This window comes from Sedimentibacter sp. MB35-C1 (genome assembly GCF_030913635.1).
GTDB lineage: Bacteria > Bacillota > Clostridia > Tissierellales > Sedimentibacteraceae > Sedimentibacter.
In genome coordinates this window covers 3,244,617-3,271,485 of record NZ_CP133188.1, presented here as the reverse complement: position 1 = coordinate 3,271,485, position 26,869 = coordinate 3,244,617, and the positions used below count along the sequence as shown (strand labels likewise).

The 26,869-nt window shown below is 42.5% G+C and carries 28 protein-coding genes; 23 read left to right on the top strand and 5 right to left on the bottom strand.

Annotation, left to right across the window (positions count from 1 at the left end; translation table 11 throughout):
- Position 1: 1 nt before the first annotated feature.
- The 4 genes from RBQ61_RS15885 to RBQ61_RS15870 all read left to right on the top strand — a co-directional run bounded on the left by RBQ61_RS15885 (position 2) and on the right by RBQ61_RS15870 (position 3,431).
- Positions 2 to 547, top strand: coding sequence for a hypothetical protein (locus tag RBQ61_RS15885; RefSeq protein ID WP_308138195.1), 546 nt, complete (start codon positions 2 to 4; stop codon positions 545 to 547).
- 124 nt (positions 548 to 671) lie between these two features.
- Complete coding sequence (locus RBQ61_RS15880; protein WP_308138194.1) at positions 672 to 1,235, top strand: DUF6550 family protein; 564 nt, start codon at positions 672 to 674, stop codon at positions 1,233 to 1,235.
- A 64-nt stretch (positions 1,236 to 1,299) separates the two neighbouring features.
- Entirely contained in the window at positions 1,300 to 2,985 is a 1,686-nt protein-coding gene (locus RBQ61_RS15875; protein WP_308138193.1) for a hypothetical protein, read from the top strand.
- A 104-nt stretch (positions 2,986 to 3,089) separates the two neighbouring features.
- A complete protein-coding gene (locus tag RBQ61_RS15870) occupies positions 3,090 to 3,431 on the top strand; it encodes a DUF3852 domain-containing protein (protein WP_308138192.1) in 342 nt (113 codons plus the stop codon).
- Between the two features lie 45 nt (positions 3,432 to 3,476).
- Here RBQ61_RS15870 and RBQ61_RS15865 read toward each other — a convergent pair whose 3' ends face one another.
- On the bottom strand, positions 3,477 to 4,316 hold the full coding sequence (locus tag RBQ61_RS15865) for a helix-turn-helix transcriptional regulator (protein WP_374049921.1): 840 nt from the start codon (positions 4,314 to 4,316) through the stop codon (positions 3,477 to 3,479).
- Positions 4,317 to 4,516: 200 nt separating this feature from the next.
- Between RBQ61_RS15865 and RBQ61_RS15860 the strand changes: the two genes are divergently transcribed.
- The 19 genes from RBQ61_RS15860 (at position 4,517) to RBQ61_RS15770 (ending at position 22,460) form a co-directional block, all read left to right on the top strand.
- The gene (locus tag RBQ61_RS15860; protein ID WP_308138190.1) at positions 4,517 to 4,957 is read left to right on the top strand and encodes a hypothetical protein; all 441 of its coding nucleotides are present in this window, start codon (positions 4,517 to 4,519) and stop codon (positions 4,955 to 4,957) included.
- A gap of 162 nt (positions 4,958 to 5,119) precedes the next feature.
- Positions 5,120 to 6,022: a conjugal transfer protein TrbL family protein gene (locus RBQ61_RS15855; protein WP_308138189.1), complete on the top strand. Its 903-nt coding sequence runs from the start codon at positions 5,120 to 5,122 to the stop codon at positions 6,020 to 6,022.
- 23 nt (positions 6,023 to 6,045) lie between these two features.
- Positions 6,046 to 6,435: a DUF4406 domain-containing protein gene (locus tag RBQ61_RS15850; protein ID WP_308138188.1), complete on the top strand. Its 390-nt coding sequence runs from the start codon at positions 6,046 to 6,048 to the stop codon at positions 6,433 to 6,435.
- Complete coding sequence (gene dcm, locus RBQ61_RS15845) at positions 6,435 to 8,576, top strand: DNA (cytosine-5-)-methyltransferase (protein WP_308138187.1); 2,142 nt, start codon at positions 6,435 to 6,437, stop codon at positions 8,574 to 8,576. The genes RBQ61_RS15850 and dcm overlap by 1 nt, the downstream gene beginning before the upstream one ends.
- Positions 8,577 to 8,579: 3 nt before the next feature.
- Positions 8,580 to 8,843, top strand: a complete 264-nt coding sequence (locus tag RBQ61_RS15840; RefSeq protein WP_308138186.1) for a hypothetical protein — start codon at positions 8,580 to 8,582, stop codon at positions 8,841 to 8,843.
- Positions 8,840 to 9,427, top strand: coding sequence for a hypothetical protein (locus tag RBQ61_RS15835; protein WP_308138185.1), 588 nt, complete (start codon positions 8,840 to 8,842; stop codon positions 9,425 to 9,427). The genes RBQ61_RS15840 and RBQ61_RS15835 overlap by 4 nt, the downstream gene beginning before the upstream one ends.
- Positions 9,420 to 11,252, top strand: a complete 1,833-nt coding sequence (locus tag RBQ61_RS15830) for a VirB4 family type IV secretion system protein (RefSeq protein WP_374049920.1) — start codon at positions 9,420 to 9,422, stop codon at positions 11,250 to 11,252. Before RBQ61_RS15835 ends, RBQ61_RS15830 begins: the two co-directional genes overlap by 8 nt.
- Complete coding sequence (locus RBQ61_RS15825; protein WP_308138184.1) at positions 11,230 to 11,751, top strand: hypothetical protein; 522 nt, start codon at positions 11,230 to 11,232, stop codon at positions 11,749 to 11,751. The genes RBQ61_RS15830 and RBQ61_RS15825 overlap by 23 nt, the downstream gene beginning before the upstream one ends.
- Positions 11,752 to 11,764: 13 nt before the next feature.
- Complete coding sequence (locus tag RBQ61_RS15820) at positions 11,765 to 12,802, top strand: amidoligase family protein (protein WP_308138183.1); 1,038 nt, start codon at positions 11,765 to 11,767, stop codon at positions 12,800 to 12,802.
- Between the two features lie 10 nt (positions 12,803 to 12,812).
- Positions 12,813 to 13,316, top strand: coding sequence for a gamma-glutamylcyclotransferase family protein (locus tag RBQ61_RS15815; protein WP_308138182.1), 504 nt, complete (start codon positions 12,813 to 12,815; stop codon positions 13,314 to 13,316).
- A gap of 4 nt (positions 13,317 to 13,320) precedes the next feature.
- Positions 13,321 to 14,421: a M23 family metallopeptidase gene (locus tag RBQ61_RS15810; protein ID WP_308138181.1), complete on the top strand. Its 1,101-nt coding sequence runs from the start codon at positions 13,321 to 13,323 to the stop codon at positions 14,419 to 14,421.
- A gap of 17 nt (positions 14,422 to 14,438) precedes the next feature.
- Entirely contained in the window at positions 14,439 to 15,014 is a 576-nt protein-coding gene (locus RBQ61_RS15805; RefSeq protein WP_308138180.1) for a DUF6329 domain-containing protein, read from the top strand.
- 59 nt (positions 15,015 to 15,073) lie between these two features.
- Complete coding sequence (locus RBQ61_RS15800) at positions 15,074 to 15,439, top strand: DUF3846 domain-containing protein (RefSeq protein WP_308138179.1); 366 nt, start codon at positions 15,074 to 15,076, stop codon at positions 15,437 to 15,439.
- Between the two features lie 19 nt (positions 15,440 to 15,458).
- Positions 15,459 to 15,713: a DUF6103 family protein gene (locus RBQ61_RS15795; RefSeq protein ID WP_308138178.1), complete on the top strand. Its 255-nt coding sequence runs from the start codon at positions 15,459 to 15,461 to the stop codon at positions 15,711 to 15,713.
- 447 nt (positions 15,714 to 16,160) lie between these two features.
- Entirely contained in the window at positions 16,161 to 16,583 is a 423-nt protein-coding gene (locus tag RBQ61_RS15790; RefSeq protein WP_308138177.1) for a hypothetical protein, read from the top strand.
- A complete protein-coding gene (mobP3, locus tag RBQ61_RS15785) occupies positions 16,583 to 19,243 on the top strand; it encodes a MobP3 family relaxase (RefSeq protein ID WP_308138176.1) in 2,661 nt (886 codons plus the stop codon). The genes RBQ61_RS15790 and mobP3 overlap by 1 nt, the downstream gene beginning before the upstream one ends.
- A 145-nt stretch (positions 19,244 to 19,388) precedes the next feature.
- Positions 19,389 to 20,333: a DUF3991 and toprim domain-containing protein gene (locus tag RBQ61_RS15780; protein WP_308138175.1), complete on the top strand. Its 945-nt coding sequence runs from the start codon at positions 19,389 to 19,391 to the stop codon at positions 20,331 to 20,333.
- Positions 20,334 to 20,350: 17 nt separating this feature from the next.
- Positions 20,351 to 22,180 (top strand): VirD4-like conjugal transfer protein, CD1115 family, encoded by a 1,830-nt coding sequence (locus RBQ61_RS15775; protein ID WP_308138174.1) that lies wholly within the window; start codon positions 20,351 to 20,353, stop codon positions 22,178 to 22,180.
- A gap of 16 nt (positions 22,181 to 22,196) precedes the next feature.
- Positions 22,197 to 22,460, top strand: coding sequence for a helix-turn-helix domain-containing protein (locus RBQ61_RS15770; RefSeq protein ID WP_308138173.1), 264 nt, complete (start codon positions 22,197 to 22,199; stop codon positions 22,458 to 22,460).
- A 387-nt stretch (positions 22,461 to 22,847) separates the two neighbouring features.
- Here RBQ61_RS15770 and RBQ61_RS15765 read toward each other — a convergent pair whose 3' ends face one another.
- From RBQ61_RS15765 to RBQ61_RS15750, 4 genes are all read right to left on the bottom strand, one after another.
- The gene (locus tag RBQ61_RS15765; protein ID WP_308138172.1) at positions 22,848 to 23,501 is read right to left on the bottom strand and encodes a vWA domain-containing protein; all 654 of its coding nucleotides are present in this window, start codon (positions 23,499 to 23,501) and stop codon (positions 22,848 to 22,850) included.
- 79 nt (positions 23,502 to 23,580) lie between these two features.
- Entirely contained in the window at positions 23,581 to 24,036 is a 456-nt protein-coding gene (locus RBQ61_RS15760; protein ID WP_308138171.1) for a hypothetical protein, read from the bottom strand.
- A 4-nt stretch (positions 24,037 to 24,040) separates the two neighbouring features.
- Positions 24,041 to 25,063, bottom strand: a complete 1,023-nt coding sequence (locus tag RBQ61_RS15755; RefSeq protein WP_308138170.1) for a macro domain-containing protein — start codon at positions 25,061 to 25,063, stop codon at positions 24,041 to 24,043.
- Between the two features lie 17 nt (positions 25,064 to 25,080).
- Complete coding sequence (locus RBQ61_RS15750; protein ID WP_308138169.1) at positions 25,081 to 26,850, bottom strand: DUF262 domain-containing protein; 1,770 nt, start codon at positions 26,848 to 26,850, stop codon at positions 25,081 to 25,083.
- Positions 26,851 to 26,869: the final 19 nt, after the last annotated feature.

Genomic DNA, 26,869 nt, shown 5'->3' with positions numbered 1-26,869 from the left:
CATGGAAAAAATCAAAAGGATTATAAAAGATAAAAGAGCAGCATCCTTTCCCCTTATCATAGCCATCACCTTATCTCTGGTTTTGATTTTCAGTGGTATTTCGGAATATTTCCGTCTGATGATTGTAGCACAAGGTGTTCGGGATGCCGTGCAGGCCGCTGTTATTTCGACAGTTAATGATAATTACGATGATGTATATCATGGTGTCCGTGAAGGATATTCGGGAGCTTATCAGCCAATTGCATCTGACTTTGAAGAAAGTCTTGATTATGGCGATATATATAATAGACTGGATAATATCCTTGGGCTCAGACAAAGCAGCGGATATCATGAAAAGCGTACCTCGGAAGATAAATTGGAATTTCGTATATGGGGACTCTCTGTAAATATTAAAAATGCACCCTTTGCGACAGGGGATCAAAGCTTGGCACGGTTTCAAGCTGACAGCACCATTATGCTGGAAGTGCCGGTATCCTTTGGGGGAAAGCTACTGCCGCCTATGCAAATCAAATTGAAAACCAGCGCCGGTTATACCCCAAGGTTTTAAGTACAGAATCTATGTTAATGGAGTATTCAAAAGCTTTTTATAATATTGATAGACTTTTGAACTATCATGTGGTAGGGTGTGGCTTAACAAAATAGATTAAACTATAGACAAGGAGAATGCCTTTATGAAAAATATAAATAACAAAGTGAAGAAATGGCTGATTATTTCAGGCGGGCTGGTGCTAAGTATGGTACTTTTGGTTGTGATCATGAACCAGTTTAAAGCGCCGCCTATAAATGACTTGGATCTGCCTGACCAAAATAGCGACACACAAAAAGTAGCAGTAGAAAGTCCTGATATAACAGAAAAAGAAGATGATATTAAAGTGCCGCCTATTGAAATCGAAAAGGAAACCAATAATGCTAACGGAGTAGATAAAGGCACTGAGCAGACTATTCAAGCCGATCCTATAAAACCTGAGTATACCGATGAACAGCTTATAAATCCAGACCAAAAGCCAAACGGCGAAAAGGTCACCGAACAGGATAAACCGGTTGAGCATACTAAGGTAGAAAACCCAAGCACATCACCTAAAAGTGATAATCAGCCTCAAGGCGGGGATGTTAATAGCAAAGGCGAAACCTACCTTCCGGGGTTTGGATGGATAAAAAACAGCGGCGAGAATCAAGGAATCGCAGGTGAAAGCGATGGAGATATTAACAAGCAAGTAGGAATTATGGGTGAGTAAATAAATATAGCATAAAAAATGCACTGCACAGGCGGTGCATTTTTTATTGCAGAAAGGAGTCTGAATGAAGAAAATATTAATGATAATTTGCCTGTGCCTTGCCCTTATATGCTGTTCTTCCTTGCTGGCTTTTGCAGTTGGTGATGGGAATATTGACGGCGGCGGAGGCGGTATGGGCGATGGCACAAGCACCAACTCATGGACACCGGGAAACGATGGTGTAAGGGTGACAGTGGTAAGAGCCAGTGATCATGCGATAGTAACTACTCCTATTGATCTCACCAACAAAATTCCCCCTTCAACTATAGTTCATTTTGGCAAGGTTAGTAAGTTAAGTTATAGCAGTGGCAAAAGTCTATCCCCACAACAAGGTTCTTTTCAATATATAAATCCTTCTCAAACAATGCCGCGTATAGTAAGCACTAACGGCAGTAACAATATTGAAGCCATAAAAAGGTATTTTTGCTCGGAATATACGGTGAAATTAATTTCAAATCATACAGGTATGGATTATGATGTGCTGATTAATGGTGATTACAAGCTACTCCTCGAACCCTTTGCCTTCTACAAGTTTGAGGGTGTTATGATTGCTACCACGGCTACTGAAGCAGCCTTATATGATGAACAGGTAAGCGGTCTGCTGAGAAAGAGGATGACATCACTATCTCATAAGAACCTGCCTCTTTCTATGTTTTTGGAGGTTTCAGATCTTGGCTATCCGGCATGGAGCGGAAGTAAAACCACTACCGCATCAAATGCGGACATTAAATCCAGCCTCGGTCTTGGTATTGTTCGTTTTCAGGAAGAACCAGAAGCTCCTGTGGTCTCTGCCTATGATTATGAGTATAGGGTAAATACCGAGGTAATCACATCAGTAAGGGTAAGCGGAGGTCAGTCTGATCCCGATAATCCAACTCAAGTAAGCTTCACCATGAACGGCACAACCTATAACGTAGGCAATGTCTATTATCCAAGTGGAGACAGTCAACTTGCCTGGGTAAAATGGAGAACGCCGGCGACTGAGCAGGACATGGTAATTCATGTATCTGTAAGAGGTCCGGGCGGAACCGATAAGAGCATCATAAACTGCAAGATCATAGATTTGGATAAAAATCCCCCGCCTAACCCTGTTGCTGATGATAGAAATAACAGCTTTCAAAAAAGCCATGTACCGCAGCGAGTAGAAAAAATAAGAGCTGATTGGACAGTTTGGAGTCCATGGTGGAGGGCATATTGGGTGTGGCACGGAGATGATGAGGATGGGTATTGGTGCGATCACGGATGGTGGGAATTTGATTTAAACAGATATTATGCTTCTTTTTCTGCGAATATGAGCATCCTTTGCGACAGTAAAAATCCCACAGCTAGTGGCCGCATAATGAAATCGGGCTATGGAATTAACCAGGTAGTATCTGCATCGGTTAGCAGCAATCAATCTACTGCTATAACAAATCCGCAGAATGCTGTAAGCTATTTTCCTGAGTTTAACTACGGCACTTACTGGAGACTGCTGGAGCGAATGCAAAGCGGCAGCACTACTCGCTTTGAATTTCAGAAAAACAATTACTCAACTTATAAGAACAGAACACACTTCAGCCCTGTTTGGATGCCGGATGGAAGTTATGAGGTAAATACCTGGGTTCTTGATAGCTGGACTCCGGTCGGGATGCTCTCAACAAATCTGACCGATAGCCTGACCATCCGTGGATCACTTTGGGATGATTGGCATGTCGCACCGTTAAAGCCATAAAAAGAAGGAAAGAGAACAATAGAAATCCCTGCAAGTGAGAAACGACAATTCTCATCCGCAGGAATTTTGTCTTGATAATATGAAAAGAAAGAAAGGCGGTCTCTATGACGAAAAATAAAAAAAGAGTCTTGATGCTGACTTGTGCCTTTGTGCTCTCCATGCTTTTTTGTACAACGGCTTTTGCAGCCGGTACCGGGGACGTGGCAGGAGCAATTGAGGGCACATGGCGAGATGCTTCAGGGCAGATAAAAACAGTGGTAAACAATGTGGTATTCCCGGCAATCGATCTTATTTTAGCTGTGTTTTTCTTTGCTAAACTTGGGATGGCATATTTTGATTATCGCAAGCATGGCCAATTCGAGTGGAGTGCCCCGGCAATATTGTTTGCCTGCTTGGTGTTTACCTTAACGGCACCGCTCTATATTTGGACAATTTTGGGGATGTAGGCATAAAGTACAGAGCGGTCAAAAATCCCGCTCTGTACAAGTCAACTATTTAATTGGTAAAAGCTCAATATAACCCCTTGTGCCGATGGGTTCGAGCTGTATGCGAGGGTTTTCTTTATCCCATTCTGACTCAATTATAGCAGGGTCATACTTGGAAATCGCTGTTTGCACTTCCTCAATTGCAGCACAGTAATCCTCTTCTGCAAAAGGCTCACCCCTAAACATCAAATAATTTGCAGCAGGGAGTTCAATCACATCAAAGTCATCGGGGATGATACCATCATAAGTAATAGGCACCTCTACACCCTGCACATACTCAGAGGTGCCTGAAGCAATATATTTCTTTGGCAACCATAGACAAACAGGCTCGCCACTGATTGACTTGATGCTTTGCAACAACCCCCACACATCACAGCCAACCTCTTCGCAATAAGCGAAATAATCGGTAGCTTTTACACCTCTTTTGATAAGTACCTTGCGTTCAGGCTTTGCAATAATTTGAACAAACACGTTTTTAATTTCTTTCATAATCTTCTCCTTTCGCGGTGTTCGATATTTTACTCCGTAAGGAATAAAGAGATGGATTGGAACAGGGTTTTTTGCATAATCTTTTGGATTGCAGCCAAACTCACGAAAAAATGCTCGTTGGTAACCGTCTGTACTGCCAAACCCAAGGTTTAATGCAACATCAATAATTTTGACTGTTTCATCCCGTAATCTCAGAGCCGATTTTGATAAGCGTAACCTACGAATATATTCAGCCGGAGTTGTATTCATCTGCTGTACAAAAATCCGATAGGAGTACCATGGCGAAAACAACGATACCTTTGACAAATCGGCAAGTGTAATTGTATCCGCCAAGTTTTCCGCTATATAGTCCTGCATTCGCTGGACAGCCTCAATATGTTCTATCAACTCTTCACCCCCTCGTACTGTCTATATCTTATCGCAATCAGAAAATTAGTTCTCGACTATTTTTGCTAACTTAGATTAAGTATAACATCCTGCAAGAATATAAACATTATTTTGCAAGAATACTTTCGACGATTTTAGAAATATGAAAAATTAACAGTGGAGGTTAAAACATGAACTTTTTTGAACAAAACTTAAGAAAATGCACCGAAGGGTATGAGGATGCAAAATTTATCGGCAATGCCCTATACATTCCCTTGGGCGAAAACAACAGGCTGAAACTGCAATTTGTCACCTTGGGATATGCAGATCATTATGCGGCCATTCGTCTTACCGCACTGGATAAGAACAACGGAACCATCGATAGCACTACACTAAAATTCATGGATATTTGGGGTAAGAAGAGAGTAAACAATCCCAACTTCAGTGATGGGATTATCCCGTATGCGTGGGCATATAACGGTGTAACGGAATGGTATGTATACCAGCCAACACCAAGGGATTTTGAGCTGCTATCAGAGCAGATTGACAGCTATGCCGAGCTTTTTATGGAGCGAAACTATCAGCAGAAAGAAACAGAAGATGCAGGCCTTAGTATGAAGCAATCCATGTAAACTATATATGGGAGCAAAATTCATACTCGAAATATTTGAAAAAGATGACGAACAGATAAGATCGATAACCGGCTAACTGCTCGTCATTTTTTATGCAAAAATCAGGGGCATATCGTGATAAACGGTATGTCCTTATTCTTTTTACAGGGAGGTGATTCACTTTTGTTTATATGGGATTTTATCCTTGGCGATGTAATGAGCCAGCTTATTGACTGGATATATGGTCAGGTAATCGGATTTCTCGGTGATTTCTTTTCACAGATGGGAAACATGGGTGTGGAATTGTTTGAAATGAACTGGGTAGCCTCAATCGTGTTGTTTTTTTCTTATCTGGCTTGGGCGCTGTATGGAACAGGCTTGGTGGTATCCTGCTTTGAAACCGGCATTGAATACCAACACGGCAGAGGTAGTATCAAGGATGCTGCATTAAATGCCATTAAAGGTTTTATGGCAGTATCCCTATTTACCATCGTACCGGTGGAGCTGTTCAAGCTATCGGTCAACCTGCAAAGCAGCCTTACTGCAGGCATCACAGGTTATGGCCAAAGCTTTGGTGAAGTAGCAAACCAAATTATTACAGGGCTTGGCAGCACTCCAGACCCAGGCAGTGCCATAAGCTCCGGTATCTTTGGGGGATTATCAGTTATTACAAGCCCAATCATGCTGCTCTTTATAATTATCATGATGGGTTATTCTGTAATAAAAGTGTTCCTTGCCAACCTTAAGCGGGGCGGTATTCTTCTCATTCAAATAGCAGTGGGCAGCCTGTATATGTTCTCTGTTCCAAGAGGGTATATAGATGGCTTTATACAGTGGTGCAAGCAGATTATCGGCTTATGCCTTACAACTTTTTTACAGGCAACGATTCTAACAGCCGGGTTAATGGTGCTAAAAGATCACGCTTTGCTTGGACTTGGGCTCATGCTTGCAGCAGGAGAAGTGCCGAGAATTGCAGGTGCTTTTGGTCTTGACACCAGTACTAAGGCAAATATGATGAGCGCCGTCTACACGGCTCAAGCGGCAGTCAGTACTACCCGAACCATCGTGCAGGCAGTTGCCAAATAACAATAGAGAAAGGAAAAAGGTCTATGAAAATTATATATGTAGCATCCCCCTATACCGGGGATGTCCAAAAGAATACAGAGTTTGCCAAACGAGCGTGCCGTCATGTAATGGAACAAGGGCACGCCTTTTTTGCGCCGCACTTGTTATATCCCAACCTGCTCTGTGAATCTGTACCAGCGGAGCGGCAGTTAGCGCTGGATATGGGAATAACCATGCTCTCTGCCTGCGATGAATTATGGTGCTATGGTAATCGAATTTCCCAAGGTATGATGGCAGAAATTACAGAAGCTGAAAGGCTTGGCATTCCTATTCGCAGGGTAATGGAACAGGATAATAACTTTGTCATTGGAAAAGTCAAAGGTAATAAACAGGCCGAGGCTCCCATACCGGCAATGGCAATTGGTATGGTCTAATGATGACCATGGGGAGCCTCTTTGATGGGATTGGAGGCTTCCCTCTTGCGGCGGTTAATAACGGTATAACGCCTGTGTGGGCAAGCGAAATAGAAGCCTTTCCCATCGAAGTAACAAAAATAAGATTCCCTGATATGCTCCATGTGGGGGATATTACAAAGCTAAATGGAGCGGCACTGCCGCCTGTTGATGTTATCTGCGGCGGCTCACCATGTCAGGATCTGTCTGTTGCCGGCCAGCGCCGTGGTTTGGCAGGTGAACGCTCAGGATTATTCATGGAGCAGACACGTATTGCAAAGGAGATGAGAGAAGCCGATGAGCAAAGAGGTATGCCAACTCACCTTATTCGACCTCGATACCTCGTTTGGGAAAATGTACCCGGAGCCTTCAGCTCAGCAGAGGGGGAGGACTTCCGGGCGGTTATCGAGGAGATCATCCGCATTAAGTACGATTCCTGTGATGTGCCTCGACCTGAATCCGGACGCTGGCAATCTGCTGGGGCTGCCCTTTTGGGAAATGAATTCAGCCTGGCTTGGCGAGTGCTGGACGCTCAATACTGGGGAGTCCCCCAGCGCCGCCGTCGTATCTTCCTTGTCGCAGATTTTGGAGGATGCACCGCACCCAAAATATTATTTGAGCAAGACCGCCTGTTTGGGAATTTTGCGGAGAGCCGAGGCACGGGGCAAGGAGCTGCCACAGCAACTGAAGGAAGCCCTGATGATTCAGGCGGAGCTTGTCTGACACCATGGGATGTTCAAAGTCGCCGTATTTTTGAGGAAACAGGAACATGGCCTGCCCTTTATGGCGGTCAAGGCGGCGGGCATGGGTATATTCGGACAGAAGAAAAAGAGGCTGTGGGTTTTGATGGTTACAACGGTGATCTCACCGGAGAGGTATCCTCAACCCTCGGTGTTAATTGCGGCATGTCTACCGGCAGAAACGGTATTATTACACAGACACCAATAGCTTTTGCTGCCAATCAACGTGATGAAGTGCGAGATTTAAATGATATTGCAGGGGCATTGCAGGCACAGCCGGGCATGAAACAGCAGACTTTTGTGACTGATGTAGAAAAAATCAGTGCCTTTCATGTCAATCAGCGTGATGAGGTAATTGATTTACATGGTGTATCCGGTGCATTGCTGGCAACCCGTAATATGCAGATGCAGACCTTTGTCACCCAGGAGCCGCTCTTATGCTTAAATGACCATGGCGGTGACCGGATGGATATCACCGAGGAAGTAACCCCGACTTTAAGAGCGGGCATGGGCGGTCATCCACCGCTTGTCACCCAACCAATCACAGCCGGTGCTGGGATGAGCGGCAATAACCAGCCTGTATTGTTTGAAAATCATCCAAAGGACGGCAGGTACAACGGTCCCCTTGGAGTAGCTCCGACACTCGCTGCCCGTATGGGGACAGGCGGAAACAATGTTCCCTTAGTCGGTAATTCTGTAGTGTTCTCCCTTGATTCCAAGGAATCCAATAGCATGAAATCAGCAAATCCCAATTCAGGGTGCAGGGAAACAGAGATAGCCCGAACCATTGATACTACTAATCCTGACCCCAGTAAAAACCAAGGCGGTATAGCTATCCTGCAGGAAACAATCTGTATTGCAGGAAATACAATTGGTCGCCAGCCTAAAAATGGCGGGAACGGACTTGGATGCCAAGCAGATATTGCCTATACCCTTACATCTACAGACAGACATTCAGTATGTGAGCCATATCAAAAAGTGGTCGGGGCTTTATGTCGTGGTGATGAAAAAGGCATTGGCAACCAGTATGTAAGCCAAGATAAGTGTATTGTGGATGGGTTTGGGATATATGGTCAATCCCAGTTCGGGAACTATTCCGAGGGCTGTACCACCTTGCGTGCGCAGGGCGGCGATAACGGCGGAGGTAGCGAAAACCTTATAGCAACTGCCGGCGGAAAGAATAGAAAACTCATTCGCCGTCTTACTCCTCTTGAATGCGAACGGCTTCAGGGCTTTCCTGATGGCTGGACGAATATCCCTGGTGGCTCAGACAGTGCCAGGTACAAGGCACTTGGAAACAGTGTGGCGATACCCTGTGTGGACTTTGTCCTCCGTGGTATCGCTTATTTTTTACAAAGAATTTATAGTGAACAGGAGGATTGAATCTTGTATATTTACCCCGATAACTTAAAATCCAAGGCCACTTTGTGGCTGTGGGAGCTTAGAGATATAGGAATTATTGGTGTAGGCTGCCTTATATCTGTGTTTGCCCTATCTCAGCTTGGATGGCTTTTGCCCATCGTAGCAACAGCAGTCTATGCCTTTTTATCTATCCGCTTTGAGGATACCAGCATTCTCGATTTTATACGATACGCCGCTGTATTTTTCATGGGCAGACAACAGCTTTATGAATGGAGGGAAAGTGCATGAGCAGAAAAAAGAAAAATGAAGCTAAAGAAAAGGCATCTACAAGGCAGCTTATGGGAATTAAAAATATCAGCAGTCATGCACTGGTGACCGGTCATGGAGAACTGGTATTTTTTATGATTAAGCCCACCAACATCAGTGTGCTTTCCGAAAGCAGCGTAGGCGCAAGAATATATGCTTTGATGAATGTTCTAAAAGGCATCGCCGAAATTGAAATGCTTTGCCTTAACAGCCGGGAGAACTTTGAAGATAATAAAGCGCATCTTAGAAGCCGCATGGAACAGGAAGAAAACCCGGTTATACGAAAACTCCTTCAGCAGGATGCTGTTTCTCTTGACCGCATGCAGGTGCAGATGGCCACAGCCCGTGAGTTTCTCATCATCATCCGCCTGCGTGACGATAAGGAATCAGAAGTTCAACCCTACCTTTCCCGTATAGAAAAATCTCTGAAAGACCAAGGTTTCACTACAAAAAAAGCAGCTGAAACCGATATAAAGCGTCTCTTAGGTGTTTATTATGAGCAGAATGTCACGACAGAAAAATATGAGGATTTTGATGGAGAAAGGTGGGTGATTGTTGGTGAGTAAAGTCAGAAAGAAAAAAACTGTAACACCGGCAGAGGATGCTAAAATTAAGGATTTTCTCGACATGATAGCCCCAGGTATTATTAAATTTAATGTTGACCATTTTATTTGCGGGAACACTTTTCGCTGTGTCTGGGTTCTGCGTGAATATCCAACCTCTACAGATGAGCAGGCAATCCTGCGACATTTAGGCGAAAAGGACGGTGTAACTCTACGCATCTACACAAGGCAGGTTACTCCGGGAGAGGAAAAGAAAATCATCCATAACGCTGCCAATAAAAATCGCATGGATAGAAGCAGCACCAATAACCTGCAGCAAACTGTCACCGCCGAGAGCAATTTACAGGATGTGGTGACATTGGTATCAGCCATGCACAGAAACCGTGAACCTCTTCTTCATTGTGCCGTATATATCGAGCTGACTGCCCATGATCTTGATACGCTAAAGCTATTGCAGACCGATGTTCTTACGGAACTTGTGCGAAGCAAGCTCAATGTGGATAGGCTTATACTCCGCCAGAGGGAGGGCTTTATTGCCGTGGGTCCTGCCGGACATAATGTGTTCGGGAGTCAGTATGAACGGGTCTTGCCTGCCAGCAGCGTAGCAAACCTTTATCCCTTTAATTATTCCGGCAAGACTGATCCGGGCGGTTTTTATCTTGGACGGGATAAATTCGGAAGCAATATTATCGTAGACTTCGATAAACGGGATGATGATAAGACTAATGCCAACATCCTTATTCTTGGTAACAGCGGCCAGGGTAAAAGCTATCTCCTTAAATTAATTCTCTGCAATGTGCTGGAAGCAGGTAAAACTGTTCTCTGTTTAGATCCCGAGCATGAATATGTGGAGCTTGCTGAAAATCTCGGCGGGTGCTTTATAGACCTTATGTCCGGTCAGTATATGATCAACCCATTAGAGCCAAAGGCATGGGATGAAAGCGGCAGTCTTGGTGATGCAGATGCACCACAAGCATTTCGCCAGCGGACAAAACTCAGCCAGCATATATCTTTTCTTAAAGACTTTTTCCGCTGCTACAAAGACTTTGATGACCGTCATATTGACACCATTGAAATTATGTTAGGCAAGCTCTATGAGAAGTTTAACATCAGTGACCGCACCAATTTTGCCAAGCTGACTGCCGAAGATTATCCCATCCTCTCCAATTTGTATGAACTGATTGAGGATGAATATAAAGGCTATGACAAGAGCAAATATCAGCTTTATACGGCGGAGCTGCTGCAGGAAATCCTGTTGGGGCTTCACTCGATGTGCATGGGTGCGGAAAGCAAGTTTTTTAATGGGCATACCAATGTGACTTCTGACCGCTTTATTGTATTTGGTGTTAAAGGCTTGCTGCAAGCCAGCCGAAATGTAAAAAATGCTCTCTTGTTTAATGTTCTGTCCTTCATGAGCGATAAGCTCTTAACTGAAGGTAACACTGTCGCCAGCATCGATGAGCTGTATCTGTTCCTTACCAATCTCACTGCAATTGAATATATCCGTAACTTTATGAAGCGTGTCCGTAAGAAAGAGTCAGCGGTTATTTTAGCATCACAAAACCTTGAGGACTTTAACATTGAAGGAATAAGAGAGCTGGCAAAACCGCTGTTTTCAATTCCTACTCATGCTTTTCTCTTTAATGCAGGCAATATTGATAAGCAGTTTTATATGGATTCCCTCCAGCTTGAGGAATCAGAATACAACCTTATTCGCTTTCCCCAGCGAGGTGTGTGTTTATATAAATGTGGCATAGAGCGGTATAATCTTGCAGTTCATGCCCCTTTATACAAGGAAAAACTGTTTGGTAAAGCAGGCGGAAGATAATATAGAAGGGAGAAAAATAATGGATAGATTAAAAAATCATAAGGAGACTAAAACAGGGCTTCTTGAAGATATGCTGTCTTTTATCCACTACACTCCAGACCGGGAAGCGGATATTTTAGCTTTTATGGAGAAATATCAAAAGACAGAGAATGAAGAACGCCCTGCTATTTTAGAAAACCTACGGCACTGTATGGACGGAAAAGAATATCCTAATCCTTATGCTGGGGGCTATCATTATACACCGGAAGATGTGTCTTTGATGGAGAAAATTTTAGACGAATATATCGATGATCTCATATTGGCGGAAGGTGATCCTGCCGCTATATCTGAATGTGTTAAAGATACGGTCTTAAAAATCAATGCTCTCAATGAAGAATGCGGTCGTCATTTAATTGATACTTGGCGAAGGGAGAGGCTTTGCAGTTTCATAAACTCAGCTGCAGAAACGGCAGGACTTACACATGAAAAAGACCATACGCTCCAGCACAGAATGTGGTAAGGGCGGTGATTAAATGGAGATACAAGGCCAGGATTTTGGAATTGAAATTGAGATGACCGGTATTACAAGAAGCCGTGCCGCAGAGGTAATTGCTGAATATTTAGGCACGACTAAGGAATATGAAGGCACCTATTACGATGTTTATTATGCCCGTGACAGCGAAGGGCGAAAGTGGAAGCTTATGAGTGATGCCAGCATTGACTGCCAAAGAAAAGAAGGACGCAGAAAAGTGAGTGCCGACAGAAGCTATAGCGTTGAGCTGGTAAGCCCCATCTGTCAGTACAAAGATATTGAAAACGTACAGGAGATGATACGAAAACTAAGGGGTGCAGGCGCTTTTGTTAATTCCTCCTGCGGAATTCATATTCACATCAATGCAGCTCCTTTTGAAGCCCCTAAGCTTCGCAATCTTGTCAATATCATGGCTGCAAAAGAAGACATGATCTATAAGGCACTTAAAGTTTCAAGGGGCAGAGAAACCAGCTACTGCCAGAAAATTGATCCAATCTTTTTAGAACAGATTAATCGTAAAAAACCGGCTACTTTAGAAAAACTTAAAAGTATTTGGTATAACGGAGGCGATGGCAGCCGGGAACATTATCATTCCAGCCGCTATCGCTGTCTTAATTTGCATAGTGTATTTCAAAAAGGCACGGTTGAATTCCGTGCCTTTAACGGTGATTTGCATGCCGGTAAAATTAAAGCCTATGTTCAATTCTGCCTTGCAATCACAGCACAGGCTCTTAATCAGCGTTCGACAAGTCCGATTAAAACAGAATCAACCAATGAAAAATATACTTTTCGTGTATGGCTTTTGCGTCTTGGTTTGATAGGTGATGAATTTAAAACAGCCCGAAAACATCTGCTGGATCATCTTGAGGGCTGCATTGCATGGAAAGACCCTGCCCAAGCGGAAAGGCAAAAGGAAAGACTGAGAGAAAAGCGTGAAGCGGAAAGGGTGCAGGCAGAAGAAGCAGAACAACAACCAACTGAAGAAATTGTTTTGGAAGCGGAGGATGAGGAATCCCCCGCTTTTACTATGTCGATGTGAGGGAGTGCTTATGGAAAACAAACTATATATTGCCTACGGCAGCAATCTTAATCTGCCTCAAATGGCAAAAAGGTGTCCTACCGCCAAGGTGGTAGGAACATCTGAAATCAAAGATTATGCCCTTGTTTTTAGAGGCAGCGGTCATGGTGCGGTAGCTACCATTGAACCTTGTGTGGGAAGTTTTGTCCCTGTTTTACTTTGGAAAATCAGGCCGGATGATGAAAAAGCACTTGATATCTACGAAGGGTTTCCAAGGTTTTATGAAAAAGAAACCATGGAGCTTATACTGGACGAAAAAACTATTCCTGCCATGGTTTACATTATGACTCCGGGGCACCGTCTGGGCTATCCGTCTGATTATTATTACAATACCATCCTCGAAGGATATAAAAGTGCAGGGTTTGACCCTGCTATTTTGGAACAGGCAATAGACTATACCGAACAGCTTATGGAAAGTGAACCCGAGCCAGAGCAGCAGAATTTGTTTGGATTCGGCAACCTGAAATGGTGGTGATTTTATGGCAGACCCAGCAACGATAACAATGGCAGCAAAAGCCGCTGCTACAGCCCTAACAGATGAACGAGTTCGTAAAACCATTGGCTGGACAATCGGTTTGATTCTATCGCCAGTAATTTTAATAATTGTTTTAGTCTGCAGCCTGTTATCAGGTACATCAGATCACAACAATACAGCAGTAGGCCTGTGCTTTGACGGCGGTGTTATTTCGGGCAATGTTCCCGAGGATTACCGTGGATATATTGAAGATATGAGAAACAGTTTTACTCTTTTAGACGACACCATTGCCACAGTAAATAGTGACACGGAAGATGGAGAAAGCCTCGACTCGGTAAGGGTTAGGGCTATTTTTTATTCTCTGTTTTTCGGCGCAGATAGCCCCTCAAGACTTGAACACAGGCAATTTGTAGACTCATTTGTCACCTATGAGGAACGAAGCAGAACGGTCACTTCTACCGATGCAGACGGCAATGAAACTACAGAGGAAGAAACCTATACCGTGGCGGTTCCCATTAAGGAACTGCCCGTAGTATATGAAAATATTTTGTCGTCTATGAGGATAGCCATCACTCATGAAAGCCAAATCAATGCAACAGAAATTTATTACCGTGTGCTTTATGGCAGACCGGCGCCAACCTATGGCCATGAATTTGACGAATGGTCAAACAGCTTGCCCCTGTCATCCACACCCTTTATCGGAGTAGATGGCTTCTGCTCACCCCTTGGAGAGAATTGGCGCAGCATGGTCACCTCGGAGTTTGGATACCGTAAAGACCCATTCACCGGCATGGGCTCAGGACATAGCGGAATTGACCTTGGTGCGCCCAAGGGCACATCTATTCGTGCAGCACTGCCCGGTACAGTTTATGTGGTTCGTTATACCACCAGCGGATACGGCTACCATGTGATGGTGGATCATGGCGGTGGCTTTGTCACTCTTTATGCCCATTGTTCCAAAATACTAGTAAGCGAAGGGCAGACCGTAGATGCCGGAAGTATTATTGCTGAAGTGGGGTCTACCGGTAGAAGCACCGGAAACCACCTGCACTTTGAAGTGCGAATCAGTGGAGAAAAGCAAAACCCAAGAAGTTATTTACCTTAAAGGAAGGAGTCAAATCAATGAAGTTACAAGTACCCTTCGAAAGAAAAATACCGACTTTTAATTTAAGCGAGGCTTTTATAGAAGCAGTTGTTATTTTACCGGAGCAAAAGTTCAAAGCTTTTTCAGGCGGGCTTCTTAAAGATGAAGATTTTATTAAAGACCATAAGGAGTCCATGTATGTTGATGAAAAAGGTGTTCGGCATTCTCTGCTTTTGCTAAGTGAACATGCAGATGACGGTTTCCTTGTAGAAAGCCAGGGCTATGATTATGCCAGATATGTTGCATGGCTGCCCCGGATAAAACCCTATTTTAATCAGCAAATGCTAAAGCTTGCAGATGCCCTTATTAAAGAGGGATGCTTAAATACGGGGAGCGGAAATTGGATTACAGACTTTGATGAAATCCAAGAACGCTATGGAATTACTATAAAAAACGGCAATGGAATCGGTGAACAGCTGCTTCACATTTTAAACAGTGCAGATGAAATAGCCGAAGTGGAAATGACTGAGGAAAGCTTCGATATGACATTTTATTTAGATTTCTGCCCAAATAGTGTTCAAGACAAGACGGGAATGTCGATGCAGCATATTTAAGTAAGCAGATTTTTGTGAATATGAACTAGCGAAAAACTATAAATTCAGGAGGAAAGTTTATGAGTAATACGATTAAAGTATTAAAAATCGATGTCGGTCAGCCGCCGGTTATAAAGGACATTCAAAATGATCTTGACGGATTGCAGGCTGAGGTTGGCGGTCTTATTCAGGTGATTGGACTTGAAGATGATTGTCTACTGGTCTGCAATGATGAAGGTAAACTCAATGGTATGAAACCAAATCGATGGTTTTATGATGACATCATTTGCGGTCCCTTTTTTATTTGCGGCGATAGTATGGAGGGCGATTTTATTTCTTTGACAAGTGAGCAGGCAGAAAAATATGCAGAACGATTTGCTGACTCTCCTGCCTTTACTGGCGAAGAACAAGAGTTGGAGCCACGTATTACATTTATCAGTTTTTAACGATAGGAGGATTATTATAATGAAAAAGGCTAATATCACACTTAAAATGGAAGCCCAAAGACTTGAGGCTACCAAAAGATATATGGAGAAAAAGGATGTATCTATTGAGCAGGAGCTGGGCGAAGCTTTGCAAAAGCTTTATGAAAAACATGTACCGGCTGCCGTGCGTGAATACATTGATGAAACCGCTGACAGCATGCCTGCTCCAAAAGCTAAAAAACAGAAAGAGAAAAATAACGCAGCGGCACCCAACCAATCGCAGGGGATAATCTAAAGTAAGGTATGAAACGGCAAATGCAGGAGAACAGCACACTCCCCTCTGTCACCCCCCTGTTTGCCCCTGTGTGGGCTTTTCAGCCCACGGGTAGAGTAGTACACCACTTGGCACATTAGAGGGCAATTTGAAGGAACGTTGCGAACAGGCAGGACCCAAAAGCGAGCAAAACAATCTCGTCATAACCGTGAATCCATAGGTTTAAAATACAGCAGGAGAAAGAGAGGTGCTGTAAACGCACCTCTCGGTCACAGCGGACGGCAGTGCCGACCGCCTTTGTACCAAAAATACAGCCTTTTCCCCATAGGATAAAATCTTGCCAAAGGTGCTGTAAATCCCCATTTATGCTCTCGTAGGTGCTGTAACACTTATCTAACCCAAGCAGTGCCAGCATTTTCAAGGTGCTCCCCATGGTGCTGTGAGAAAAATATAAGGAGATTTGATCAAATGAATGAGAATAAAACTGAGCTGAAACAGCGGGTAGTAGCATGGCTCTATCCGGATATGATTCAAAACATGGAAGATATGATTCAGGCAAAGAATATGAAAAACCATACCGAATTTATTTCACAAGCGGTGGATTTCTATATCGGATATCTAAGTTGTCAAAACAGCACATCTTTTTTATCACAAAATTTACTTGGAGCCATTCAAGGTACTTTGCAAAACACAGAAAATCGTGTGGCAAATAATCTGTTCCGCTTGTCGGTGGAGATTAGTATGATGATGCATCTTTTAGCCGCCACGCTGGAAGTCACCGATAATGAACTGCAAAGTCTCCGGGGTAGGTGTGTTGCAGAAGTAAAAAAGACCAGAGGAAAAATCAAACTGGATGATGCAGTTTTATTCCAGCAAGGTGTTGATATCTAATGGCAAGACTGGTTATTAAAAATGGTTATCTTAAAGGCAGAAAAGCTACATCCCATCTAAATCATCTGGTCAAATACATCGCCACTCGTGATGGTGTAGAAAAAGTTTCTAATGCTAAGGCACTTTGGAATAGCACCAAAAAGCAGCAGTCGCTTATTACTCAAATCATTCGAGAATTTCCCGATAGCAAGGAGTCACTGGAATATGAGGACTACCTTGCCGAGCCAAATCGTGAAAATGCTTCTGAATTTATTTCTATCACATTGGAACAGCACATTGAACAAGTCGGTGACAAAGAAAAATATCTTGACTACATCGCAAACCGTCCCAGAGTAGAAAAGTTTGATACCCATGGTCTGTTTACAGTAGGAGAACAACCGCTTATTCTTTCGCAAGTTGCAAAAGAGATCGCAGAGCATAGCGGTAATGTGTGGACACCGATCATTTCCCTTCGCCGTGAGGATGCTGAAAAATTTGGATTTGATAATGCTCAAAGCTGGAAAGCATTAATTTCTTCCAAAGCCATGGAGCTTACAGAAAGCCTTAAAATTCATCCGGACAATTTGAAATGGTATGCAGCCTTTCATAATGAGAGCCATCATCCCCATGTCCATATGATCTGTTACAGTACAAATCCAAATGAAGGATATCTTACTAAGCCGGGGATTCGCAAAATGAAATCAGCTCTTGCAACGGAAATCTTCCGGCAGGAGCTGATACCTTTATACGGAGAAAAAACTCAAAAGCGGGATGATCTTACTAAAGAAGCGCGCATTGCACTTCGAAAACTGCTGATACAAATGCAAAGCGATACCCTTAGAAGCGAAAAAATTGAAGAGCTTATCACCTATCTTGCGGAGTGTCTGAAACATACCACAGGAAAAAAACAATATGGATATCTAAAGGCAGAACTTAAAAATGTGGTGGATGAAATTGTAGATGAGCTTGCCAAGGATGAAAGAGTGGCCAAAGCCTATACTCTATGGCAAAAAGCAAAGGGGCAGATTGAGAGTATCTATACCGAAACACCATCTCAGCAATTGCCGCTTTCAAAATGCAGTGACTTTAAATCTATTCGTAACATGGTTATAAAAGAAGCAATGGAAATTTCACAAGGAGAATTTATCTTTGATGAATCAGAAACAGCAGATTCTATAATACCCGCCCCCCCTGCCGATAGTAGTATGCTGCCCGGCTATTTTCCTCCAGAGAATGCAGACGACATTCAAGATGAACTTGAACCTCAAAAAGAAGCTGGCAGACACCATGGAAAAAGCCGCACCCCTTCATGGTGGAGTGAGAACTATAAGCAGGCAAAGCAATTTTTCTATGGTAATGAGGATGCCGGAATCAGTCAGGATTTTGAAAAAGCCTATAGCCTGTTGCTATTGGAAGCAGAGCGAAATAATCCCCTTGCTATGTATGACCTTGGCAGAATGAATGCGGATGGTCTTGGATGCAGTGAAGATGCTGATAAATCGCATCAAAGGTATGAAAAGGCACTCACAGTATTCCATGCTGCCGAGTCTGAAAAGCCTTGGAAATATGCCCAGTATCGTATTGGGAAGATGTATGCAGCAGGGCTTGGTACAGAACAGAATTATATGAAGGCCGCTCAGTGGCTTACACAATCGGCAAGTGAAAAATATAAATATGCGGAGTATTCTCTTGCTGGTCTTTATTATATGGGTAATGGTGTGGAGCAAGATTACCAAACCGCATTTGAATTGTATCTACGCTCAGCTAAACAGGGTTTTCCCTATGCCAGCTTTAAAGTAGGCAAAATGTTTCGTGATGGCATTGGCTGTGATAAAAATGAAACGAAAGCAGAAAAATATTTCACTAATGCATTTCATGGATTTACTTCCTTGGAAAAACAAAGCCATGATGATAAGCTTCAATATCGTCTTGGCTGGATGCTTTTAAACGGTATCGGCACAGAAAAAGATATATTGCAGGCACGAAGCTATTTTGAAAAGGCGGCATTGGTGGGAAACTCCTTTGCCGCTTATCAGCTCGGCAAGCTGTACTTGGGCGGTGAAGGTATTTTAAAAGATATCCCTGAAGCCTTGCGTTGGCTTAACCTTTCCGCTAAACAGAAAAATCAGTTTGCAGAATATGCCCTCGGTTGCCTTTATCTAAGAGGTGAAGATGTTACAAAGGATGTAGCAAAGGCAATTTCATATTTAAAAAGTGCAGCTATAAAGGGGAATGAACTTGCCGAATACCGCCTTGGAAAGCTTTATCTTACAGGCGAGGATGTCCCGAAGAATGTGGAAATAGCTTTGCAATATTTGACCGCTTCCGCAAATCAAGGTAATCAATATGCCCAATACACCCTTGGAAAGCTTTATCTGATGGGAAAGAATGTTCTGAAAGATAAAGAAGAAGCCGTAAAGTGGTTCATACTCTCGGCAGCACAGGGCAATATCTATGCTCAGTTTTTTCTTGACCATATAGATGAGTTCAAAGAACCGTCTGTGATGCTGGCAGCCACAAGGTTATTGCATCACATGAGCCGTATTATCGGTGATACTGCACCGGCAAGAATGCCGCCGAACCAGCGTGCTGATCGGAAACTCCTGCAGAAGATAAGGGCTAAGAAGCAGGCGCAGGGTCACAAGCAAGATGATCATGAACAGTCCATGCACACATTATAAAGATTGGAGGATCTGTATGAAGAAACGGAAAGAAGAAAATATTAAGCCGCACCTCAAAAAATTACTCATGCCAAAGCAGCACCGGAGCGTTAATCGCCCGGTGTTTTTTCATCGCATCGGCAATCGCCACAGATAGGAGGTACCAATGGGAAACTATATTCATTTTACAGAGGATCAAAAATATCGTGCTAATAATGTTGATCTTATAGATTTTCTATACCGACAAGGTGAAAAGCTCATTGCCAGCGGCAGAGAAAAGCGGCTTGAATCAGACCGCAGCATCACTGTCCGTGGAAACCAATGGTATGATCACTCGTCAGAGAGCGGCGGCTATGCCATAGATTTCGTTAAGAACTTTTATAACCTGTCATTTCCTGATGCGGTAATTTTATTGTTAGGCGGTGAACAGGGTATAGAATATATTCCTGCGAAGAAAAAGAGGCAGTTTGAAGAGCCAAAGCCCTTCAAACTGCCTGATGCACATTCAGATATGCGCAGAGTTTACGCTTACCTTGTAAAAACGAGAAAAATAGACCGTGATGTAGTCAGCTTTTTTGCAAGAGAAAAATTGCTTTATGAATCCTGCGAAAAATCAAAAGACGGCAATAAAAAATATCACAATGCAGTGTTCGTTGGATTGGATGAAAACGGAGTACCCCGCCATGCACATAAACGAGGACTCTATACAGAGGGCATAAGCTTCAAAGGAAATGTGGATGGCTGCAATCCGGCATATAGTTTTCATTATATCGGCAGCAGTGACCGCCTCTATGTTTTTGAGGCACCTATTGATTTGCTATCTTATATCACACTGCACCCACAAGAGTGGCAAGCTCACAGCTATGTGGCTCTTTGCGGAGTGGGCAGCCAATCCATGATGAAAATGCTTGAGCTAAATCCACACCTCAAAGATGTAGCCCTCTGTCTTGACAATGATGAGGCAGGGCATAAGGCATCGGAACGGCTAAAAAATCAGCTTACGGAAAGTGGATATAGATGCTGCCTGCTTATGTCTCAAGGTAAGGACTGGAATGATGATTTAATAAACAGCCAGCAAGTACAGGACGGTTTTGAAATAAAAATGGCATAAGAAGAAAGGAGTTATCCATGCTATCACAAGTTTATATCCTCATAGCAGCGGCCGCCGTGATGTTTTCTGTCATCGGCGGTCTTTCGCTTTTAGCCCACTATTATACACTCAACGGAATCAAGTCTCGTACAGTAGGTGATGGTCAACATGGTACAGCAAGGTTTGCTACCAACAATGAAATCAAAAGCACCTACAAACACATGCCTTTTAAGCCAAGGGAATGGCGAAGGGGTATAGCACTACCCCAAGTTAATCAGCAGGGGTTAATCCTTGGAAGCATTGGTAAGAAAAATGATCTCACAGCACTGGTGGACACCGATGATGTCCATTGCCTAATGATTGGTGCATCCGGTGTGGGTAAAACTGCCTTTTTTCTTTATCCTAATCTTGAATATGCATGTGCCAGCGGTATGAGCTTTCTTACCACTGATACCAAAGGAGATCTCTATCGAAACTACGGAGCCATTGCCCGTGACTACTATGGCTATCATGTGGCTGTCATTGATTTGCGTAATCCCACCCGATCGGATGGTAACAATATGCTTCACCTTGTTAATAAATATATGGATGCATACCGAGCTGATGAAAAAAATCTTGTAGCTAAAGCTAAGGCAGAAAAATATGCAAAGATTATTGCCAAAACCATAATCAATGCCGGTAGTGAAAATTACGGGCAAAATCAGTTTTTCTATGATGCTGCCGAAGGGCTTCTTACTGCTGTAATTTTGTTAATTGCAGAATATCTTCCTCCAGCAAAAAATGGGGATGGCTCAGTCACCGATTGTCGTCACATTATAAGCGTATTCAAACTGGTACAGGACTTACTTGCTCCAAGCAAAATAAAAGGTAAAAGCCAATTCCAACTCTTAATGGATAAGCTCCCCAGTGATCATAAAGCACGATGGTTTGCAGGGGCGGCACTCAATTCAGCTGAGCAGGCCATGATGTCAGTTCTTTCCACGGTGCTCTCAAGACTAAATTCTTTTCTAGATTCCGAGATGGAGCAGATTTTGTGTTTTGATACAGCCGTAGATGCAGAGAAGTTTGTAAATGAAAAATCGGCATTATTTATTGTGCTGCCGGAAGAAGATTTAACAAAATACTTTATGGTCAGCCTGATGATTCAACAGTTATACCGTGAAATTTTAGCTGTGGCCGATGAAAATGAAGGTAAGCTGAAAAACAGAGTTGTATTTTACTGTGATGAGCTTGGTACACTTCCTGCTATTGATTCGTTGGAGTTAATTTTTTCTGCAAGCCGTTCCCGTCGCCTGACCATGGTACCAATCATTCAAAGTTTTGGCCAGCTTGAAAAAAACTATGGGAAAGAAGGCTCCGAAATTATCGTAGATAACTGCCAGGATACTATCTTCGGTGGCTTCGCTCCTAATAGCCAAACGGCAGAAGTCCTGTCCAAAGCACTTGGCAGCCGCACTGTTATGTCTGGGAGCATTAGCCGTGGCAAGAATGATCCAAGCCAGTCTCTGCAGATGATGGAACGTCCACTCATGACAGCAGATGAATTGAAATCCATACCCAAAGGTAATTTTGTTGTGATGAAAACGGGTACTCATCCGATGAAAACAAAGCTGCGTTTATTTTTAGATTGGGGTATTACCTTTGATAGTGTTTATACGGTAGCAGAACGCGCTCACCGAAAGGTTACCTATGCAGACAAACAAATACTAGGGGAAAATATAATGCGTCGTCATTCGGCATTTATCGCGGTTTATACTGAAAGCGGTGAGCTATTGGAGGAAGTGAGTGGTACCGGTACTTTGCATACCCCTGTTACCGAACCACAAACAGATACATCAAAACGCCGTACCCATGTACGGACATCTTAAAAGGAAGGAGTAGAACATGGGATATTTCGATTATTTGTATAAGGCTTCGCCCGATGAACTTCCACATCGGGCTAGAGTTGTTTATATGTACTTGAAAGACCGTTCAGGTAAGGGGCAGGACTGCTGGCCGGCAGTAAAAACCATTGCCTCTGATTTAGATTTATCACGCAGTACAATTAAGAGGGCGCTCCATGATCTTACCAAAGCCGGATTGGTAGAAAAGGAGACTCGCTATCGGGAGAATGGAAGCCACACCAGCAATAGATTAATTTTGAAATAAGATTAGATTTGTAAGAAAAAAGCACATAGTTTCCGCCAAGGGGTAACTATGTGCTTTAGCTGAACCCAGCCTCGGTTCATGGTGAACTGCCCAGAACCTCTCACTCTAAAAGATATTATTACAGAGAAAGAACAAAGTATATCTTAGATTACTTCTCTGTAATATTATTTATAAAAGTACATTGCTTGAAAATATACGCTTATTTTATTCTCTATAAGCCCAAAGCACTTTATCAATTTTTCTTGGTGTCTATTTATCTGTTTGAAATAATTGATTTAATTCTTCTGCTTTTGCACTGCTCTAGCAGGATACCGGCATCCAACCAATCCTTTTGATTATTAGAGATCCAGAGCTTAGAAATATTTGTAGATGGCATTTCATCAGGCTTCATCTTTGTCCACCACGCTTTTTTGCATCCTTTCTTATTTCATCAAAGTGCTTATCCGATATAGTTGTCTTTTCTCGAAATTCAGAGACGACATCACTCATAACAGAGTAGTTAAGGGCTGTTCCTTCGCTATCTGCAATGTAGTCCATTGCCCGATCTTCGCCTATACCAAACTGTCTGGCGGTATGAACTGCGTCTATGTTTGCTCCAAGAAAAATAAATTCCCAGTTATATTTTGATTTTTGTCTTTCAATCTGTGATTTGACTTTTTCAGCGGAATATTCACGGCTGGAATTTTCTTCGCCGTCTGTGATAATAACGAACATTACCTTTTCTGCACGGTATTCTTCAGCCGTATGTTTTTGGGCATTGCTAATTTTATGAATTGTACTGCCTATTGCATCAAGTAGTGCCGTTGAGCCGCCGACTTGGTATTCTTTTTCGGTGATGGGGCTAACGGCTCTAATATCGATGCGATCATGAAGCAGCTCGTAGTTGTTATCATAAAGCACGGTGGTAATATGGCAATCACCTTGTACATTCTTTTGCTTGGCAAGCATTGAATTATATCCGCCGATTGTATCCTTTTCAAGTCCGCTCATGGAACCACTTTTGTCCAGTATAAATACCAGTTCTGTTAATCCTTTTTTCATTGAATTGTCCTCCTTAAGTTTTATTGTGACTTAAGGATAACCTTTAAAGCAGAACCATAGGTCGTTTGAAAAGCGACAATTATCTTTGTGAGGCAAACCCTTCATACCTGGGTTCGTATTTATAGTGCATAATTCCTTCGATTAAATCAAGAGCAAAAACTCCCAAGTCCGCATCAATAATAATGTCAATTCTTCGGCAGTTAGTTTTAATCCAACCCTTCACATTGGAAGGAGTTATATTAAAACTAATCATCTTATCATCTGCAAGCAAAGATTTTGCAAGTGTTGATGGTGCGCTAAGGCTATAATGATGACTGCAGAATCTCGCATTGCTACGATGGTTAGCCTTTCCGATCTTTAAAAAATCGCTATTAAACAAAAACATATATACTGCCATTTTTCCGAAAGGCAACCGTGTAGGTTGTGTATGAGGCAAACCCCTATCAAGTATTTCATATTTTTCTCTGGGAATCGGCTTGCCAATTGCTAAGGAAACTCCCTGAATTAAAGAATCTATTTCATTTGCATAATTCATTTGCTTATCCCCCTAACAAGGGCTGGTCATATTTGAACAATACCTCGTTAATTTCAAAAATATCATATTTGCCGTTGATGATAAAATATTCTATAATCACATCAAATTTTTGACTGCGAGATAAGGCATAACCGGCCCGTTCCAGGAGATCGTCTGTTTCATCAAGGTTAAGCTCTAAGGCAACGGCCAGGGCAATGGCTGTTCGTTTGCTGGGCATGTAGCCTTTACCGGTTCTTATTTTTGAAAACAGCTTCCTATCAAGGTTGGCACGCTTATAAACCTCCACATCAGTTTTGTCCTTGGCATCAATTAAGCGTAGGAGAGTTGTCGAAAAGGGCTCATCGAGATTATCTATTAAGTCATCAATGCCTGCTGGGGCCTTAAGTACCTCCTCTGAAATTTGCGGCATTGGTGAGCCATATTCTATATGGTCAACATCAGATAAGGCTCTTCGCTCAATATCAAGCAGCTCTCGCCGTGATAGTTTATGCTTTTCAATATAGTTGTCATCAATATAGCTTGCAACTTCTCCCAGTAGCTTCTCGCTAACCATAAATGAGTCTTTATCGAATACGGCCAGATAGATATCCATGTCATGATTGCCAAGAAAATCCTTGATTGCAATAGTCGCTACCTTGAGCGCTTCACTCTTCGGATATCCATAAATGCCGCTTGAAATAAGGGGAAAAGCGATGCTTTTGCACTTATAGTCTTTGGCAAGATTAAGAGAGTTTAGATAAGCTGAGCGAAGAAGTTTCTCGCTTACCTTGGGGCTTGAAGGATCATAGACCGGTCCTGCAACATGAATAATGTAGCTTGCCGGTAAGGCAAAGCCCGGTGTAATTACAGCTTCACCTGTTTTTATAGGTGAAAGCTCATTGCATGCTTCTTGTAGTTCGTTTTTCCCAGCCGCTTTAAATATAGCTCCGCAAACACCGCCGCCCATTTTAAGTTCCGTATTTGCGGCATTAACGATTGCATCGGTTTTTATCTTTGTGATGTCCTGCCGGACGATTGTAAAAGGCATTGGTATTCACCTCGCAGTTATTGCAATTCTTTTTTTAGCTTTTCAATAATCAGAGCTTCTCGAGCTTCAAAAAATTCCGGGAAGTTTGTAAATGAAAAATCAATGTCAGAAGGAATTAAATGCCTTTTACAGTACTCTCGTTTGGCTTCTGCTGTGGGTAAATTTGTTTCAAACCACTCTTTATAATCCTTATCCTTTTTAGAAGTGTTATCAAGTCCTTCGAGAAGTTGAAGATTACCAATATAGTTAAAATTGCTAATAAAATCGGTTATATCAACAATTCCTCTTCGGCGTAATTTCCTTTCCGTAAATTCTGCTTTGGGGAATATATGATCAACATGGAACGAATTGTTCATGTCTGCCCAAGGGTAGAGAATGGACATTACAACCAAAGTATCCCCTTGTCCAAATTTTTGGAACAGCAGGTTTTCAATATCTGCATCCGTAAACTCATGGGTTCTGTTTGTACCCTTAAATCTGTCAACAATTTTCTCAAAAGGAAAGTCAGCTTTGTTATTTTTTTGAATAATTTCCCGAATAGGGCGAAGGACACCATCAGGCTGGGAGCTAAAGACACGCTTCAACATGGCACTGACAAACCATTTCTTAATTTTCCGTACATTCTCCGCATTTTTAGGGGATGCAGCAAAATTTGTGGGTAATCCCATATGTTTTATGTAATAGGCTATAGGGATAAATAAATTATTGGATGTTATATTATCTCTATTGAAGCCCAAGCGGGCAACTAAAGTGACTGCCTCCCTGAGGGCTGTTATGATGTTTTCCCACTCATGCTGAATTTTCATCATATTGGTATGATTAAAATTATCAATCTTAAAAGCGATATCCGGAAAATCGCAGAGTACTAAGCAGGCTTTAAGGATAAAATCTTTATTGACATTAAATCCTCGTCCGATGCGATTCAAGTCATCAACCGCCTGATGGATTTCTTCCCGGGCATCCAGCTGGTCCCATTGTGCTGACGCAATAGACAGCAGTAAATCAGAATAACTAAGCTGTGTTCCTCCGCTATTTACCCGTATGAAAATATTGAGTACCTTATCAAGCTCGTTGCTTTTTTCAAGATAATAGCTAATCGTACCGTCACTATGAACGGCTTTCCATAATTTACTCAATGTATCCGTTGCAAAGGTACCCTTTTCTGTGTCATATTCTTTACCTGAATCCTGTGCTGATTTTAGCAAATATGGAACAACCTTTTGCTGCAAGTAAATAACCACATCGGTTAATTCGTTGAATTTAAGTATATCGCCCACAGCAAACCAATAGTGATCTTCATCATTGGAGCATTCATCATTAGTTAAAAATGAAAAATCATAAAACCAGTCATCATCTTCAGACTTGCTAAGTAAATTCAAATACAACTTTCTAACTGGGTAGGCCTTGGGATTATCATAACGGAAATATGGTTTCTTATAAGCGTATGTTCCCATCAGCCCAACATAGAGAGATGTTAGCCGCTGTTGCCCATCTAAAATAGCTGTGATAGATTCACTACCGGTAATACTTGCTTTGGTGTTGTGACGGCAATCCCTTTCATGATAATTCCTGAGAAATTCATAAAAAACAAATTCATTGCCATTTTGTTTGCCGACTTCCCAAAACAGGAATGAGCCTATGGGATAGCCAAGCATAAGGCTATCAAATAATTGGGTAATCTGGTCTACATCCCATACAAATTCTCTTTGGATAGAAGGTAACAAATACTTTTTACTATGAATGCTGGCAATAGCTTCTTTTATTGTAAGTGCAGTTTGAAATGCCATTATTTCTCCTCCTGTTAAT

Bases quoted from the DNA above. Each gene is read 5' to 3' on its own strand.
- RBQ61_RS15885 (WP_308138195.1), top strand. From the start codon at position 2: ATGGAAAAAATCAAAAGGATTATAAAAGATAAAAGAGCAGCATCCTTT.
- RBQ61_RS15880 (WP_308138194.1), top strand. From the start codon at position 672: ATGAAAAATATAAATAACAAAGTGAAGAAATGGCTGATTATTTCAGGC.
- RBQ61_RS15875 (WP_308138193.1), top strand. From the start codon at position 1,300: ATGAAGAAAATATTAATGATAATTTGCCTGTGCCTTGCCCTTATATGC.
- RBQ61_RS15870 (WP_308138192.1), top strand. From the start codon at position 3,090: ATGACGAAAAATAAAAAAAGAGTCTTGATGCTGACTTGTGCCTTTGTG.
- RBQ61_RS15865 (WP_374049921.1), bottom strand. From the start codon at position 4,316: ATGCAGGACTATATAGCGGAAAACTTGGCGGATACAATTACACTTGCC.
- RBQ61_RS15860 (WP_308138190.1), top strand. From the start codon at position 4,517: ATGAACTTTTTTGAACAAAACTTAAGAAAATGCACCGAAGGGTATGAG.
- RBQ61_RS15850 (WP_308138188.1), top strand. From the start codon at position 6,046: ATGAAAATTATATATGTAGCATCCCCCTATACCGGGGATGTCCAAAAG.
- dcm (WP_308138187.1), top strand. From the start codon at position 6,435: ATGATGACCATGGGGAGCCTCTTTGATGGGATTGGAGGCTTCCCTCTT.
- RBQ61_RS15835 (WP_308138185.1), top strand. From the start codon at position 8,840: ATGAGCAGAAAAAAGAAAAATGAAGCTAAAGAAAAGGCATCTACAAGG.
- RBQ61_RS15820 (WP_308138183.1), top strand. From the start codon at position 11,765: ATGGAGATACAAGGCCAGGATTTTGGAATTGAAATTGAGATGACCGGT.
- RBQ61_RS15815 (WP_308138182.1), top strand. From the start codon at position 12,813: ATGGAAAACAAACTATATATTGCCTACGGCAGCAATCTTAATCTGCCT.
- RBQ61_RS15810 (WP_308138181.1), top strand. From the start codon at position 13,321: ATGGCAGACCCAGCAACGATAACAATGGCAGCAAAAGCCGCTGCTACA.
- RBQ61_RS15805 (WP_308138180.1), top strand. From the start codon at position 14,439: ATGAAGTTACAAGTACCCTTCGAAAGAAAAATACCGACTTTTAATTTA.
- RBQ61_RS15800 (WP_308138179.1), top strand. From the start codon at position 15,074: ATGAGTAATACGATTAAAGTATTAAAAATCGATGTCGGTCAGCCGCCG.
- RBQ61_RS15795 (WP_308138178.1), top strand. From the start codon at position 15,459: ATGAAAAAGGCTAATATCACACTTAAAATGGAAGCCCAAAGACTTGAG.
- RBQ61_RS15790 (WP_308138177.1), top strand. From the start codon at position 16,161: ATGAATGAGAATAAAACTGAGCTGAAACAGCGGGTAGTAGCATGGCTC.
- mobP3 (WP_308138176.1), top strand. From the start codon at position 16,583: ATGGCAAGACTGGTTATTAAAAATGGTTATCTTAAAGGCAGAAAAGCT.
- RBQ61_RS15780 (WP_308138175.1), top strand. From the start codon at position 19,389: ATGGGAAACTATATTCATTTTACAGAGGATCAAAAATATCGTGCTAAT.
- RBQ61_RS15775 (WP_308138174.1), top strand. From the start codon at position 20,351: ATGCTATCACAAGTTTATATCCTCATAGCAGCGGCCGCCGTGATGTTT.
- RBQ61_RS15770 (WP_308138173.1), top strand. From the start codon at position 22,197: ATGGGATATTTCGATTATTTGTATAAGGCTTCGCCCGATGAACTTCCA.
- RBQ61_RS15765 (WP_308138172.1), bottom strand. From the start codon at position 23,501: ATGAAAAAAGGATTAACAGAACTGGTATTTATACTGGACAAAAGTGGT.
- RBQ61_RS15760 (WP_308138171.1), bottom strand. From the start codon at position 24,036: ATGAATTATGCAAATGAAATAGATTCTTTAATTCAGGGAGTTTCCTTA.
- RBQ61_RS15755 (WP_308138170.1), bottom strand. From the start codon at position 25,063: ATGCCTTTTACAATCGTCCGGCAGGACATCACAAAGATAAAAACCGAT.
- RBQ61_RS15750 (WP_308138169.1), bottom strand. From the start codon at position 26,850: ATGGCATTTCAAACTGCACTTACAATAAAAGAAGCTATTGCCAGCATT.